Source organism: Polynucleobacter sp. AP-Sving-400A-A2 (assembly GCF_018688155.1).
Classification (GTDB): domain Bacteria; phylum Pseudomonadota; class Gammaproteobacteria; order Burkholderiales; family Burkholderiaceae; genus Polynucleobacter.
Map to the genome: position 1 here is coordinate 1,759,792 of NZ_CP061312.1, position 14,998 is coordinate 1,774,789.

Consider the following 14,998-nt stretch of genomic DNA (forward strand, 5'->3'; position numbering starts at 1 on the left):
GAATTAATTTAAGCCCTCAAGGGCGGCCATAATCTTATGGGTCGCACCTTGATGCTCGAGCGCATAAGACTTTGCAGCGTTCGACATCTTCGCCAGCTCGGCAGTACTTAAAATCATCTCTTTTAAAGCTTCCATAAGAGCATTAGGCTCACCCTGGATACGCTTAGCAGCACCCATCTCAATAGCATCGAGAGCGGCCTGCTGGAAGTTATAAGTATGTTTACCGAGTAAAACTGGGCAGCCGGCAGCGCAAGCTTCAATCAAGTTTTGGCCACCAAAGGGGAGTAAGCTGCCGCCCATGACTACCAAGTCAGCAGCGCTGTAATACATTGGCATCTCACCCATGGAGTCTCCCAGAATCACATCTACGCTAGCATCACCCTTTGGCGTATCAATCCATTCTGTGCGGCATCGAAATGTCAGACCCGCATCCTGAATTTGATTGACTACTTCAGGGAAGCGCTCAGGATGACGTGGAACCAAACAGAGTAATGGAGCAATTTGAAAAGTATTGCCAAGCAAGAGATCCTTCCAAGCCTTCAGAATGATTACCTCTTCACCATCACGAGTACTGGCAGCGCAGACCATCAAGCGTTTTTTGCTATGGAGCTCTTGCTTCCAAGCTTTACCTTCCTGAACTAGGCTGGGGTCGAGCGGCACGTCAAACTTCAGGTTGCCAACTATCTTGACTTGTTTTACGCCAAGACTACGATACCGATCAGCATCCAATTGTGTTTGAGCCAAGATGCCTGAAAATGCTTGAAATAAAGACCTTCCCGCATTACCAAATAGCTTCACGCGACGAGCACTTCGTTCAGATAGGCGTGCGTTTACTAAAAATAATCGCAGGCCAATTTCTGCACAATAAAACACCATGGTTGGCCAAGCCTCGGTCTCCATAAATAAACCGAACTTGGGTTTAAATGCGCGAATGAAATTAGCAACAGACCAGCAGAGGTCATAGGGAAGATAAACCTGACGCAATTGACCCGCAGCAATCGCTCTTTCAAATAGAGCGGCGCCAGTGCGGCGACCATTGAGTGTCATATGCGTCAATAGAATCGTCTCGCCGCGGGCTAGATAAGCTTCCACCAAAGGTTGAGCTGCCCTAGTCTCACCAACAGATACCGCATGAATCCACACAGATCCCTGGGTAGTCGTTTTGCCATAAGCAAAACCCAAACGCTCAGAGAAGTGATTTAAATATTCAGAGGAGTGGCGTGTGCGCCAAGCCAGGCGAATAAATGCAAAAGGCAGCAGCAAATGCCAAAGCAGTTGGTAAACAGCGAACCAGATCTTGGGGCGAGCACCGTATTGCAAATCCTGCGGTGCGGGCCCAAGGCTTGGAGTCAAGCTCACTTTTTGAGACGTTCGGTCAATTCAACCGCCTTACCTAAATAAGAAGATGGGGTCATCTCGAGTAATAAGGTTTTTGCATCATCTGGAATCTTCAAGCCACGAATAAAAGTTTGCAAGTCAGCCTGGTTGATACCTTTGCCACGAGTAAGCTCTTTGAGTTGCTCATACGGATTCTCAATGCCGTAACGACGCATCACCGTTTGCACTGGCTCTGCCAATACTTCCCAGCACGCATCTAAGTCAGCAGCAATCGCTGCATGGTTGACTTCTAACTTACCTAAGCCACGTAAGGCGCTATCGTAAGCTAAAACGCTATGGCCAAAGGCCGGACCTAGATTACGCAAAACAGTCGAATCAGTGAGGTCGCGCTGCCAGCGAGAAATCGGCAACTTCTCAGCTAGGTGACGCAACAAGGCATTGGCTACGCCTAAGTTACCTTCAGAGTTTTCAAAGTCAATTGGGTTTACCTTATGCGGCATCGTTGAAGAGCCAATCTCACCTGCTTTAGTGCGTTGCTTAAAATAACCAACTGAAATGTACGCCCAGAAATCACGATCCATATCCAAAAGGATTGTGTTGGCACGAGCAATTGCATCAAACAATTCAGCCATGCCATCGTGCGGCTCAATCTGAATCGTGTAAGGATTAAAGGTAAGGCCTAAGCGTTTCTCAACGACATTCTTAGAAAAGTTTTCCCAATCAAAATGAGGATAAGCAGATAAATGTGCGTTGTAGTTACCCACTGCGCCGTTCATTTTTCCTAACAAAGGCACTGCCGCAATCGTCACAATCGCACGCTCTAAACGTTTAGCTATATTAGCTAACTCTTTGCCTAAGGTACTTGGAGAAGCAGGTTGGCCATGAGTGCGTGACAACATAGGTACTTTTGCATTCTCAATTGCCAAATCCGTTAATACGGAAAGTACTTTTCTAAGTTGCGGCAACAAAACTTCATCACGAGCGCCACGCAACATCAAGCCATGCGAAGTGTTATTAATATCTTCAGAGGTACATGCGAAGTGAATAAACTCACTGGCCTTTAAGAGATCTGGGCGACTGGCTACTTTCTCTTTTAAGAAATACTCCACCGCTTTGACATCGTGATTGGTGACTGCCTCGATATCCTTAATGCGTTGCGCATCGGCGTCAGAGAAGTTTTCTGGCAAAGATAATAAGAAGGCTTCATCTGCAGCACTAATTTTTGGTACATCTGGCAAGCCCGCGGAGGCCAAAGCCAATAACCAATGAATCTCTACAAACACGCGCTGTCGCATAAACGCGGCTTCGGATAACCAAGGCCTCAAGGCATCCAACTTGCCGGCATAGCGACCATCTAAAGGGGATAGTGCATTAAGAGTAGAAATCGGCTGACTCACGAATATTGCCTTTACATTGGTTGTTTCAATAAAACCTGATTTTAATCGCTCTTAGGAGCAATTCAGCTTGAATGGCATCGCTATAATTAACCCATGAAACTCATCGGATCCCTCACTAGCCCCTACGTACGCAAAGTGCGCATTGTTTTCTTGGAAAAAAAGGTAGATTTAGACCTAGAACTCGAGAATGTCTGGGCCGCAGACACCAAAATAGCCCTCAACAACCCCTTGGGCAAAGTGCCTTGTCTTCTTTTAGAGGACGGCGAAGTTATTTACGATTCGCGCGTGATTGCTGAGTACGCTGATACATTGAGCCCGGTGGGCAAACTTATCCCGACAGGTAGTCGTGAACGCGCTACTGTCAAAACTTGGGAAACCTTGGCTGACGGGGTAGAAGATGCAGGAATTTTGGCTCGCTTAGAAGCGACCTTGCGCCCACCCGAGCAGCAGAGCCCCGCTTGGGTTGAGCGTCAAATGGGTAAGATGAATACCTCTCTTGCCCAAATGTCCCGTGTATTAGGTGAAAACGCCTGGTGCCACGGCAACCAGATGACTTTGGCCGATATTGCTGTTGGCTGCGCCTTGGGTTACCTGCTGTTCCGCTTTCCCAATATCGCTTGGCAAGCGCAGTACCCCAATTTAGATGCTCTATATCAAAAGTTGATGCAAAGACCTTCCTTTGCAGAAACAGCGCCTCCAGCCGCCTAAATCAGGGCACTAGCAGCCGGAAAGACCTAGGCGGAAATAATTCCGCCGCCTAAACAAATCTCTCCGTCATATAAAACGGCAGACTGACCCGGAGTCACAGCCCATTGAGCTTGCGGAAAGGTCAACTCAAAACTCAAAGGCCCAGCGGCTCCAGCAGCCAGCGTACATGCTGAGTCTGCCTGACGATAGCGGGTTTTTGCAGAGTACTGCCCTGGAGTAGGTGCAACTCCAGCAACCCAACTAGCGTCAATTGTGGAAAGCTGATTGGCCAGTAGCCACGGATGCTCATGGCCCTGGGCAACGTAGAGGGTGTTATTAGCCACATCCTTGCGAGCGACATACCAAGCATCTCCATTACCGTCCTGACTGCCGCCCAGGCCTATGCCCTTGCGCTGTCCCAGGGTGAAAAAGGCAAGGCCCATATGCTCGCCTACTGTTTTGCCTTCTGGGGTTTTAATGGGTCCAGGAGTGCGCGGTAGATAACGGTTTAAGAATTCGCGGAAAGGGCGCTCACCAATAAAGCAAATCCCTGTGGAGTCTTTTTTAGCGGCATTGTGCAAGCCGATTTGCTCAGCAATCTTGCGCACTTCCGTCTTTGGAATCTCCCCTAAAGGAAAAAGCACATTTGCCAATTGACTCTGGGTTAAGCGGTGCAAGAAATAGCTTTGGTCTTTACTGGCATCCAAGGCCTTCAAAAGCTGTACGCGATCGCCTTGATGGCGCACCCGCGCATAGTGGCCGGTGGCAATGGCGTCTGCGCCCAAACTGATGGCATGGTCTAAAAAGGCTTTGAACTTAATTTCTGCATTGCACAATACATCTGGGTTGGGTGTCCTACCGGCAGCATATTCGCGTAAAAATTCTGCAAAAACACGCTCACGGTACTCAGCAGCAAAGTTGACAGCCTCGACATCAATCCCAATCAGGTCAGCCACAGACACCACATCTAGCCAATCCTGACGGGCAGAGCAATATTCATCGCTGTCGTCGTCTTCCCAGTTTTTCATGAAAAGGCCAATGACTTCATAGCCTTGCTGCTTGAGCATCCAGGCTGCAACGGACGAATCTACCCCTCCAGACATCCCAACCACGACTTTGGAGGGTTTTGAAGCAGGTTTTACGACGGAATTGAGGGAGATCATCAAAAAATGCGAGAATTCGTTATCAGCTAAAAAATCCATTGTAGAAGTCTTGCTCCAAATTTACGAGATTTGTGGCAAAACCAAATAAATGGCATTAAGGGTAAATAGATAGGTAGATTTTCACCTAACTAACTAAAATAGATTTTTTGAAAAATTTGCTTTTGGAGACATGCCATGCGCATAGGAGTACCGCTGGAAATCAGACACGGGGAAACTCGAGTTGCCGCCACACCGGAAACCGTTAAGAAACTGATTGGTCAAGGCCATACAGTTGTTATTCAAAAAGATGCGGGCGTTACAGCCAGCCAGCCTGATTCCGCCTATGAAGCTGTTGGCGCGACGATTGGTAGCGCAGCAGATGCCTTTAGTGCGGAGATCGTCCTCAAGGTACGCGCGCCTGAAGCTGCAGAACTCAAGCAAATTCAATCTGGCAGCGTGCTCATTGGCATGCTTGATCCATTTGATAATGACAATATCGTCGCGATGGCCGCCCAAGGCGTGACTGCATTCTCATTAGAGGCTGCTCCACGTACCACTCGTGCACAAAGCATGGACGTCTTATCTTCACAAGCCAACATCGCAGGTTACAAAGCGGTGATGGTTGCTGCTAATGAGTATCAGCGCTTTATGCCTATGCTGATGACTGCTGCCGGAACTGTTAAAGCTGCGCGTGTGCTGATCTTGGGCGCTGGTGTTGCTGGCCTCCAAGCGATTGCTACTGCAAAGCGTTTAGGTGCCGTGATCGAAGCATCTGATGTGCGCCCTGCCGCTAAAGAGCAAATTGAATCTCTTGGCGCCAAGTTTGTTGACGTTCCTTACGAAACAGATGAAGAGCGCGAAATCGCTAAAGGCGTTGGTGGCTATGCGCGCCCAATGCCAGAGGCTTGGATGAAACGTCAAGCAGCATTAGTTGCGGAACGTGCTCAGCAAGCTGACATCGTCATCACAACCGCCTTAATTCCAGGTCGTAAGCCGCCCGTCTTATTGCACAGCGATACCGTTGCCAATATGAAACCCGGTTCGATCGTGATCGACTTAGCAGCTGGTCGTGGTGACAATGGATCAGGCAATTGTCCTTTGACCCAAGAAGGCAAGATTGTTGAGAAAAATGGTGTGAAGATTATTGGTTACAGTAATCTCGCCAGCATGGTTGCTGCGGATGCTTCTGCTTTGTATGCACGTAACTTGCTCGATTTCATGAAACTGATCGTTGATCCAGAAGCGAAGTTAGTTATCCCAACCGATGACGACATCGTTACTGCTTGCCTCATGTGTCGTGACGGCCAGGCTATTCGTAAAAACTAATACAGAATATTTAAAGGAAACATCATGGATCTCGCTGCTTTTCAAAGCATCCTCACAGTCCAAAACATCACCGTGTTTGTTTTGGCTATTTTTGTTGGCTATCAGGTAGTTTGGAATGTCACTCCTGCATTGCATACACCACTAATGGCAGTGACTAACGCTATCTCCGGAATCATTATTGTTGGTGCGTTACTGCAAACTGAAGTCATTGGTGGCGATGAGATCACTCTCACCAGCATCATTGGTGCAGTAGCCGTCTTCTTAGCGTCAATTAATATTTTTGGTGGCTTCATGGTCACCCGTCGCATGCTTGAAATGTTCAAGAAAAAAGCCCCTAAAGCTGATGCGACTGGAACTAAATAAAAACTAGAACAAGACCTATACAGAGACCACAATCATGTCAAACATAACCGCGATTTCCTACCTCATTTCATCGGTACTTTTCATCCTCGCCTTGCGTGGATTGTCTTCACCAACTACATCACGTCAAGGCAATACCTTTGGCATGATCGGCATGTTGCTTGCCGTAATCACCACCTTCATGATTCCTGACTTTAAGCCAGTCTTCTCATTGATTATTGGTGCGATTATTGCGGGTGCAATCATTGGAATACTTGCAGCTAAACGTGTGCAAATGACCAAGATGCCAGAGCTCGTTGCGCTGATGCACTCTTTTGTTGGCTTATCAGCTGTATTGATTGCGATTGCAGCGGTATTTAATCCGGCCCAAGACCATACTGGTGCTCAAAAGATTGAGCTCTTTATCGGTGCATTTATTGGTGCCATCACCTTTACTGCCTCAATCATCGCTTTCGGAAAATTGTCCGGTAAGGTCAGCGGTAAATCAGTGACCTTTGCTGGCCAGCACTTACTCAACCTCATTCTCGCTATTGCCATGGTTGCTGGTGGCGTCATGTACTTTATGACTGGTAGTCACGAAGCATTCTTAGTGATGTGTGCGATTGCCTTGGTATTGGGCGTGACTTTGATCATCCCAATCGGCGGCGCAGATATGCCGGTAGTTGTATCGATGCTCAATAGCTACTCTGGTTGGGCAGCTGCGGGTATTGGTTTTACCTTAAACAATCCTGTATTGATCATTGCCGGCGCTTGCGTTGGCTCATCTGGCGCAATTTTGTCTTACATTATGTGTAAGGCAATGAACCGCTCAATCTTGGCAGTCTTGCTTGGCGGCTTCGGTGCCGAAGCTGCTGCTGGTGGCGCCGATGATGGTGGTCCAAAAAACTACAAAACTGGTTCGCCAGAAGATGCTGCCTTCTTGATGGAAAATGCCGATACAGTCGTGATTGTTCCTGGCTACGGCTTAGCAGTTGCCCGCGCTCAACACGCTCTCAAAGAATTGACAGAGAAGTTGACTCACCATGGGGTCACTGTGAAATATGCAATTCACCCAGTAGCAGGTCGTATGCCTGGCCACATGAACGTACTTTTGGCTGAAGCTGAAGTTCCATATGATCAAGTATTTGAGATGGAAGACATCAATAGTGACTTTGGTCAGGCGGACGTAGTGTTAGTGCTTGGTGCAAACGACGTGGTGAACCCTGCAGCTCGTACACCTGGCAGCCCAATCTTTGGCATGCCGATTTTGGAAGCTTATAAAGCCAAAACAATTATTGTCAACAAGCGCTCCATGGCTGCAGGTTATGCTGGCTTAGATAATGAACTGTTCTATATGGATAAAACCATGATGGTCTTCGGTGATGCGAAGAAGGTTGTGGAAGATATGGTGAAGTCAGTAAGCTAAATTAAAACGTCCCAATAAAGAACCGCCTTCGGGCGGTTTTTTATTGCGTTAAGATATACACAGGCAACCCTAAAGCGCTAAAAATTATATTAATACGAGACAAAAAATGAATATTAAAAAACACTTAATTTTAGTAATGGGTTTAATTTGGATTACATCCGCCCAAGCTCAAAATACCTACCCCAATAGACCGATTCAGATGATCATGCCCTTGCAGGCGGGAAGTGGTGTTGATATTTTGATGCGGCCTATCGTCCAAAAAATGAGTGAGAACTTGGGTCAGGCAATTACGATTGAAAATCTCCCTGGTGGCGCCGGTTTAATAGGGGCTACCAAGGTAGCTCAAGCCAATTCAGAAGGCTATGTATTGGGCGCATTTAATGACAGCATTTTGACGATGCTCCCCAATCTGCATAAGAAAATTGACTACGATCCTATTCAAAGTTTTGTGCCAGTTTCTGAGGTAGCTGCAATTACTTTCGTGATGGTGGCCAACCCATCCTTTCCAGGCAATACAGCCGCAGACTTCATTCGCATCGCTAAAGAAAATCCAGGGAAAATTGATTACGCTTCGGGTGGCAATGGCTCACCTCAGCATATTGGAATGGAGATCTTTCGTCAGTACACGGGTGCGCCATTGGTTCACATCCCTTACCGTGGAGCCGCAGCAGCGGTTACCGATGTCATGGCAGGACAGGTGCCTGTCATGATTAGCGCTTTATCTGTTGTGCTTCCCCATATTCGATCGGGGAAACTAAAGGTATTGGGTATCACCAGCAAAACGCGTTCACCACTGTTACCAAATGCACCTACCGTTAGCGAAAGTGTAAAAGGCTATGAGTTCTCTACTTGGGGTGCGATTATCGCGCCCAAGGGTACGTCACTAGCAGTCGTTACCAAGCTAAATGATTCATTGGCTTTAGCATTAAAAGATCAGAAGTTGCGGGATCAATTAATACAGCAAGGCTTTGAATTTGTACCCCTGGGACCAGATCATTTAAAAGAAATGATTGCCCAAGGCTTAGTGAAGATGAAAAAAGTAATTAAAGATGGTGGCATTCAACCAGATTAACGATGAAGAAACTTCAATAAAAAACGCCTGGTCTTTTGAACCAGGCGTTTTAGTTTCTACAGCTTAATAGCTGAGGAAGTGTGCAGCAATTACATCATGCCGCCCATTCCGCCCATACCACCCATGCCGCCCATATCAGGCATACCACCACCAGCGGAATCATCCTTTGGTGCTTCGCAAATCGCGCAATCAGTAGTCAACAATAAGGCTGCAACAGATGCTGCATTAACTAATGCAGTTTTTGTTACCTTAGTTGGGTCGATCACACCTTGAGCTACGAGGTCGCCGTATTCACCAGTTGCTGCGTTGTAACCGTTATTGCCTTTGCTAGCCAATACCGCATTCACAACTACGCTAGCTTCATCGCCAGCGTTAGAAACGATGATACGGATTGGCTCTTCCATGGCACGCAATACGATGCTGATACCAGCGTCTTGATCAGGATTATCGCCTTTAAGACCTTTGATACCTTGCATTGCGCGTAGTAAAGCAACGCCACCGCCAGGAACAATACCTTCTTCAACCGCTGCACGAGTTGCGTGCAATGCATCATCAACACGGTCTTTCTTTTCTTTCATTTCAACTTCGGTAGCAGCACCAACACGAATCACTGCAACACCGCCTGCCAACTTGGCAACGCGCTCTTGCAATTTCTCTTTGTCGTAGTCGCTAGTTGCTTCTTCGATCTGAACACGGATGTTCTTCACGCGCGCTTCGATTGCTTTAGCATCGCCAGCACCGTCAATAATGATGGTGTTTTCTTTGCCGATTTCGATACGCTTAGCTTGACCTAAGTGCTCAAGAGTTGTTTTCTCGAGTGTGAGTCCGATTTCTTCAGCAATAACAGTGCCGCCAGTCAAAATTGCGATGTCTTCCAACATAGCTTTACGACGATCGCCAAATCCTGGGGCCTTAACAGCACAAGTCTTAATGATGCCGCGAATGTTGTTCACAACTAAAGTTGCCAAGGCTTCACCTTCAACATCTTCTGCAATGATCAACAATGGACGGCCAGACTTCGCTACTTGCTCAAGCACTGGGAGCAAATCACGGATGTTGCTAACTTTCTTGTCAAACAAGAGAACGTATGGAGTTTCTAATACGGCAACTTGCTTTTCAGGTTGGTTAATGAAGTAAGGGGAGAGGTAACCACGGTCAAACTGCATACCCTCAACTACTTCAAGCTCATCTTCCAAAGACTTGCCATCTTCAACAGTGATAACACCTTCTTTACCTACTTTTTCCATTGCTTCAGCAATACGCTGACCAATGCTTTGGTCGCTATTAGCGGAAATAGAGCCAACTTGAGCGATTTCTTTAGTAGTTGTGCAAGGCTTACTAATTTTCTTAAGCTCTTCGAGTGCAGCTGTAACTGCTTTGTCGATACCACGCTTCAAGTCCATTGGATTGTGGCCTGATACTACGTATTTCATGCCTTCGCGAACGATAGACTGAGCCAATACAGTAGCGGTAGTAGTACCGTCACCTGCGATGTCATTGGTTTTAGAAGCCACTTCCTTCACCATCTGAGCACCCATGTTCTGGAGCTTGTCTTTGAGTTCAATTTCTTTTGCTACGGATACACCATCTTTAGTGATGATTGGGCCGCCAAATGAACGCTCGATAACCACATTACGACCCTTTGGTCCTAAAGTTACTTTTACTGCGTTTGCGAGAATATTGACGCCTTCTACCATCTTGGTACGGGCGTTATCTCCAAATACAACGTCTTTTGCTGCCATGATTGAATTCCTTTCTTAGGTACTAATTACTTCTGTACAACAGCCATGATGTCTTCTTCGCGCATCACGAGAAGCTCATCGCTGCCGACCTTAACTGTTTGACCTGCATATTTGCCAAATAACACGCGATCGCCAACTTTGACGTCTGGTGCATTTAACTTACCGCTGTCATCACGCTTGCCTGGGCCAACTGCCAATACTTCGCCTTGATCAGGCTTTTCAGCAGCAGCATCCGGAATAATGATTCCAGAGGCAGTTTTTGATTCTTGATCTAAACGTTTAATGATTACGCGATCATGTAAAGGACGCAGATTCATTCCTTCTCCTATGTTAGTAAGTGTTAACTAATTAAAAAACCAATATAAATCAATATGTTGCATTCTCTTAACACGAAAGTAAAAAGCTTTTCAGCTAAAAAAGCCTGTTTTAGCACTCACGTGTAGGGAGTGCTGATTATATAGGTCTGATTACAGGGATTTCAAGGGCAAATTCACCTTAAATTTCAAAAGAGCTTTCCACTCTTTCTATAATGGAGGCAGGCAAGTAGGTAGATTCCTACACACAAATAAGCCTTAAGCCCTTACTCCTCCAATCCGTCCTGCCTAGACTGACTGTTCAATGATTGGAGAATGCTGATGAGCCCGAAATCCCGGCTGTACACGCTTGTAAAGGCTTGGAAGAACAAACCCTTCCAAGAAGTACGCGATGCCTGCGGCCAGCCCTGGCTTGGTCTTAGTGGCGAAGCGCTAGAAGAACACCAATCCTGGTCCCAGCGACAAGCGATTAGTAACGAACCCATCTTTAATAGCCAAGGAACTAAGCTGACGAGCTCTTTATTTAGACCACTACTGACCGCCACCGACTCGCAGCTCCTCAGATTGTTCATGGAGGGCTTGGACACCATTACGTATTGGTACCGTAGCGGTCGCTTTATTCCGGGCATCTTGCCTATGCCAGCACAACATCTTGCATCCAGTAGTTTTATAGATGCTTTAAGTGACCTGATCCTGAACTCACGACTCCCTGTTGGCCTAGTGAGTTTGGGGATGCACAAATGCAATGATGCCGACTCCATGGAATCTTGCATGGAAGGTGTATTACGAATGCGTCGTCTGGGCGTTCTAATCCATCTTTTTGATTTTTCTGGCTCGAGCGCACAAATCCACTGGGTAGAGGAGATCGAACCCGAGGGCATTCATATTGAGATGGGGCAATTTCGTGCCGATGGCCTGCCAAATGAAATGATTTCCCTTGGTCAGAAATTCCATACCCAAATTTATGCCAGCAATATCACTTTGGTAAAGGATTTAGAAAATGTCATAGCAATGGGAGCACACCATAGCTATGGCGGACTCATGATGCCACCAGTAAGCCGACATCAAATGCTACACATGAGCGATAGCCGTATCGCCAAGGCCATTTTTTCGCTGCACCCTCATAAAACCCAAAACGGAGACAAGTAATGAGAAAACGCGTGATGTTGGTAGATGACCATCCAGCTATGCTGATGGCATTAAAAAGTATGTTGCAAGATCAATTGCTTTTTGAGATCGCAGGACAGGCGCAACATGGTGAAGAGTGCCTACGCTCAATCAAAGAGGTCAATCCTAATATGGTGATCTTAGATTTAGATATGCCAAAAACGGATGGCTTTGATGTGATCCGCCGGATTGGCTTAATGCATCCGGAAGTTCGTATTCTGGTGCTATCTAGCCTAGATGAAGCGGTCTATGGTGGCAGAGTACGGTCCTTAGGTGCACATGGTTTTGTGAACAAGACTGCTGGGGCAGATGTCATTTTGGCTGCCTGCGTTGCCATCTCACAGGGCTATACCTTCTTCACCCATGGGAAGAACGGCAACACCTCTCTGAGTGATAACGACAAATTAGCATTGATATCCGATCGTGAACTGCAAGTCATGAAGTATTTAGGTAAAGGTAATACTAACCAGCAGATATCAGACCTACTACACATAAGTAATAAGACAGTAGCAACATACAAGACCAGAGTCTTTGACAAGCTAGGCATCAACAATATTGCTGATTTGATCCTGTTTTGCCGCATGAACAACATCATCGAAAGCTAAGTAGCGCATGCATCGATTCATATTGAAAAAAGTATTCACACTCTGCTGTATCTATGTAGGTTTGGCACATGCCAAACCCTTCAGTACTTCAGAGCAATTATGGATCGATGCCCATCCAGTGGTGCGATTTAGTATTCACGAAAAATATGCGCCCTATCTCAACCCATCCAGCGAACCACAGGGTGCGGCGCCCTTTATGGCGCTGCTCTCAAAAATGGAAGAGTGCACACGACAGCAATATTTACCAGTATGGAGAAAAACAGATCAAGAGGGTTTAAAGCAGCTCAGTAAAGGCGAAGTGGATTTCATTATCGATCCACCAAATATTAACAAGCACGTATTGAAATTTGGCTCCCTATCTGATGCGATCTTTTGGGGGCATGATGCCATCGTTACCAAAGTCTCAAGTACACTAGATTCACCTGATACAAAAATTGCGTACTTTGATCGAGGCCTTGAAAATTCGCCCTCCAGTATCCATGGCTACAGTGAAAATAAGCAAACACAAACTCCCACCCGCTTAATTCAATCCCTCATTAAAAATGAGATCGAGGCACTCGTCATGCCCATTCGCCTTGCACAGCTACTGATTCGCGAAACTCAAAATTCAGACCTCAAAATAGATGGTTTATATAGTCGCGATCCATTTGCCTATCGCTGGCTTATCTCAGACCAGGATGCTCCTCTCCACGATGTACTTAGCCACTTTCTAAATGACTTAGATCCCATTGCATCACGTCAACTTTTTGCATTCGGAGATGAATCCAAACTAAGGCCCACGATACTGCCATGGCTGAGCGCTATCCTCGTCTTTATTATTGGTGGAGTAATGTTTTATCAGCTCCAAAGAAAGTATTTTTATCAAAAGCGAGCTGCCTTGGAATTGCTTCACTCAAAAGAGCTAGCTGAAAAAGCGAACGCTGCTAAGTCCGCCTTTTTGGCAACCATGAGCCATGAAATTCGTACGCCGATGAATGCCATCTTGGGCGTTCAAGAGCTACTGCTTGGTAGTGCGCAATTTCCTAAGAAAGATAAACCTCTATTAAAGAGTGCTCAGGCTTCTGCCGAATCTCTTTTAGGTATGCTCAATCAAGTATTAGATATTTCTAAAATTGAGGCTGGCAAACTCACCCTCAACCTAGAGCCTTGCAATCCACATCAATTGATTATGGATATTCATGCAGCATTTTCTACAGTAGCCAAGAAACAAAATCTACTACTCCATACCACGATTGATCCCAGACTTGCAGAAGTTCTCATGATTGATTCTTTACGTCTGCGACAAGTTCTGCAAAATTTACTCAGTAATGCGATTAAGTTCACTGCTGAAGGTGAGGTGTACTTTTCTATTAGCGTCCTCGCCGATGACCATGCTGGCCAATTGCTTGAGTTCAGAGTGATTGATACTGGATCAGGCATGGGGAGCGATCAAATCAAATTGGCCCTGCAAGCTTTTGAGCAATTACCAGCTACGCAAGAGTCTTACCTATCAGAGCAAATGAGGGGTACAGGTCTTGGGCTTACCATCACTAATCATTTAGTGAGTTCCATGAATAGCCATCTTTATTTTGAGAGCGCGCCAGGCTTTGGGAGTAATGTCCACTTTTCGGTGGCCTTTCCCAGAACCAGTATTGCTGCCACACAATCTCCAGGTTTTGATTCGCTTGGAACATCATCCAAGAACTTCATCTCAAAAAGGCGGGGTAGAAAAAATACCCTCATTCATGCTTTAGTAGTTGAAGACCACCCAGCTAGTCGGCAAATTTTGTCCTTGCAGTTAGAGGCGCTTGGTATCAGTGCTTGTGTTTGTGAGAGTGCAGCTGCGGCGCTAGAGTTGATGCGAGAGAATCATTTTGATCTCATACTCACAGATCAATCTATGCCTGGAATGCAAGGCTCTGAGCTAGCCAAACAAATCCGCTCCTTAGGTTATCGGGACTTAATCATTATTGGTGTCACTGCAGATATTTATGCCCTCGACTCTCGCCATCAATTTTTATCTTCCGGCATGAATGGCGTACTCATCAAACCTTTAAGTTTGGGGGCACTTGAGAATGAACTCATGCGCTACTTTGAATCTAGCCAAGGCTCGGTCTCTACTTCTGAGCCCTATTCGTTTGATGCTTTCTCCAATCTCATCAAAAATGATTCCCACCAAATCATCGTGATCTTGGAGGAAATTGAGAAGGTTCACCTAGATGCCCTAAATCAATTGCAATCAGATGACAATCAAGCTCCAATGGATGAAGTTCATTTTCAAAGTCTGGTTCATAAGGTCAAAGGTGGGGCACAACTATTGGAGGCTACTGAATTTACCCATGCCTGCGAATCACTTGAAGTTGATGGGGCACTTACAGAGCGCATTGAGAGGCTCATCGCCCTTCTAGAAGAGCAAAACCAAACTATTGAGGTGTACAAGAAAAAATATCGATAGCAATGGGCT

General features: G+C 46.2%; 13 protein-coding genes. 8 read left to right on the forward strand and 5 right to left on the reverse strand.

Annotated features, from left to right (window positions below; translation table 11 throughout):
- Positions 1 to 3: 3 nt before the first annotated feature.
- A complete protein-coding gene (locus C2758_RS09220; RefSeq protein WP_371817697.1) occupies positions 4 to 1,359 on the reverse strand; it encodes a 3-deoxy-D-manno-octulosonic acid transferase in 1,356 nt (451 codons plus the stop codon).
- Positions 1,356 to 2,735 carry an adenylosuccinate lyase gene (gene purB, locus C2758_RS09225; RefSeq protein WP_215327956.1) on the reverse strand — a complete coding sequence of 460 codons (1,380 nt, stop codon included), beginning with the start codon at positions 2,733 to 2,735 and terminating at the stop codon, positions 1,356 to 1,358. The genes C2758_RS09220 and purB overlap by 4 nt, the downstream gene beginning before the upstream one ends.
- A gap of 93 nt (positions 2,736 to 2,828) precedes the next feature.
- Here purB and C2758_RS09230 point away from each other — a divergent pair, with 93 nt between their 5' ends.
- Positions 2,829 to 3,443: a glutathione S-transferase N-terminal domain-containing protein gene (locus C2758_RS09230; protein ID WP_215327957.1), complete on the forward strand. Its 615-nt coding sequence runs from the start codon at positions 2,829 to 2,831 to the stop codon at positions 3,441 to 3,443.
- Between the two features lie 26 nt (positions 3,444 to 3,469).
- Here C2758_RS09230 and mnmA read toward each other — a convergent pair whose 3' ends face one another.
- The gene (gene mnmA / locus C2758_RS09235) at positions 3,470 to 4,585 is read right to left on the reverse strand and encodes a tRNA 2-thiouridine(34) synthase MnmA (RefSeq protein ID WP_215330250.1); all 1,116 of its coding nucleotides are present in this window, start codon (positions 4,583 to 4,585) and stop codon (positions 3,470 to 3,472) included.
- A 174-nt stretch (positions 4,586 to 4,759) separates the two neighbouring features.
- Between mnmA and C2758_RS09240 the strand changes: the two genes are divergently transcribed.
- The 4 genes from C2758_RS09240 (at position 4,760) to C2758_RS09255 (ending at position 8,727) form a co-directional block, all read left to right on the forward strand.
- The gene (locus C2758_RS09240; RefSeq protein WP_215327958.1) at positions 4,760 to 5,890 is read left to right on the forward strand and encodes a Re/Si-specific NAD(P)(+) transhydrogenase subunit alpha; all 1,131 of its coding nucleotides are present in this window, start codon (positions 4,760 to 4,762) and stop codon (positions 5,888 to 5,890) included.
- Between the two features lie 24 nt (positions 5,891 to 5,914).
- Positions 5,915 to 6,253 (forward strand): proton-translocating transhydrogenase family protein, encoded by a 339-nt coding sequence (locus tag C2758_RS09245; protein WP_215305241.1) that lies wholly within the window; start codon positions 5,915 to 5,917, stop codon positions 6,251 to 6,253.
- A 34-nt stretch (positions 6,254 to 6,287) separates the two neighbouring features.
- A complete protein-coding gene (locus tag C2758_RS09250; RefSeq protein ID WP_215327959.1) occupies positions 6,288 to 7,655 on the forward strand; it encodes an NAD(P)(+) transhydrogenase (Re/Si-specific) subunit beta in 1,368 nt (455 codons plus the stop codon).
- Between the two features lie 106 nt (positions 7,656 to 7,761).
- Complete coding sequence (locus C2758_RS09255; RefSeq protein ID WP_215327960.1) at positions 7,762 to 8,727, forward strand: tripartite tricarboxylate transporter substrate binding protein; 966 nt, start codon at positions 7,762 to 7,764, stop codon at positions 8,725 to 8,727.
- 89 nt (positions 8,728 to 8,816) lie between these two features.
- Here C2758_RS09255 and groL read toward each other — a convergent pair whose 3' ends face one another.
- Positions 8,817 to 10,469, reverse strand: a complete 1,653-nt coding sequence (gene groL / locus C2758_RS09260) for a chaperonin GroEL (RefSeq protein WP_046330784.1) — start codon at positions 10,467 to 10,469, stop codon at positions 8,817 to 8,819.
- 26 nt (positions 10,470 to 10,495) lie between these two features.
- On the reverse strand, positions 10,496 to 10,786 hold the full coding sequence (locus C2758_RS09265; protein ID WP_015421939.1) for a co-chaperone GroES: 291 nt from the start codon (positions 10,784 to 10,786) through the stop codon (positions 10,496 to 10,498).
- Between the two features lie 318 nt (positions 10,787 to 11,104).
- Between C2758_RS09265 and C2758_RS09270 the strand changes: the two genes are divergently transcribed.
- The 3 genes from C2758_RS09270 to C2758_RS09280 are packed head-to-tail and all read left to right on the forward strand — an operon-like array spanning position 11,105 to position 14,989.
- Positions 11,105 to 11,932, forward strand: a complete 828-nt coding sequence (locus C2758_RS09270) for a diguanylate phosphodiesterase (RefSeq protein ID WP_215327961.1) — start codon at positions 11,105 to 11,107, stop codon at positions 11,930 to 11,932.
- Entirely contained in the window at positions 11,932 to 12,555 is a 624-nt protein-coding gene (locus C2758_RS09275) for a response regulator transcription factor (RefSeq protein ID WP_046330786.1), read from the forward strand. Before C2758_RS09270 ends, C2758_RS09275 begins: the two co-directional genes overlap by 1 nt.
- 7 nt (positions 12,556 to 12,562) lie before the next feature.
- Positions 12,563 to 14,989: a response regulator gene (locus tag C2758_RS09280; protein WP_215327963.1), complete on the forward strand. Its 2,427-nt coding sequence runs from the start codon at positions 12,563 to 12,565 to the stop codon at positions 14,987 to 14,989.
- The last annotated feature ends 9 nt before the right edge of the window (positions 14,990 to 14,998 follow it).

Excerpts from the sequence above, each read along its gene's own strand:
- groL (WP_046330784.1), bottom strand. The coding sequence starts at position 10,469 with ATGGCAGCAAAAGACGTTGTATTTGGAGATAACGCCCGTACCAAGATG.
- C2758_RS09230 (WP_215327957.1), top strand. The coding sequence starts at position 2,829 with ATGAAACTCATCGGATCCCTCACTAGCCCCTACGTACGCAAAGTGCGC.
- C2758_RS09255 (WP_215327960.1), top strand. The coding sequence starts at position 7,762 with ATGAATATTAAAAAACACTTAATTTTAGTAATGGGTTTAATTTGGATT.
- C2758_RS09270 (WP_215327961.1), top strand. The coding sequence starts at position 11,105 with ATGAGCCCGAAATCCCGGCTGTACACGCTTGTAAAGGCTTGGAAGAAC.
- C2758_RS09265 (WP_015421939.1), bottom strand. The coding sequence starts at position 10,786 with ATGAATCTGCGTCCTTTACATGATCGCGTAATCATTAAACGTTTAGAT.
- C2758_RS09280 (WP_215327963.1), top strand. The coding sequence starts at position 12,563 with ATGCATCGATTCATATTGAAAAAAGTATTCACACTCTGCTGTATCTAT.
- C2758_RS09245 (WP_215305241.1), top strand. The coding sequence starts at position 5,915 with ATGGATCTCGCTGCTTTTCAAAGCATCCTCACAGTCCAAAACATCACC.
- C2758_RS09275 (WP_046330786.1), top strand. The coding sequence starts at position 11,932 with ATGAGAAAACGCGTGATGTTGGTAGATGACCATCCAGCTATGCTGATG.
- mnmA (WP_215330250.1), bottom strand. The coding sequence starts at position 4,585 with ATGATCTCCCTCAATTCCGTCGTAAAACCTGCTTCAAAACCCTCCAAA.
- C2758_RS09240 (WP_215327958.1), top strand. The coding sequence starts at position 4,760 with ATGCGCATAGGAGTACCGCTGGAAATCAGACACGGGGAAACTCGAGTT.
- C2758_RS09250 (WP_215327959.1), top strand. The coding sequence starts at position 6,288 with ATGTCAAACATAACCGCGATTTCCTACCTCATTTCATCGGTACTTTTC.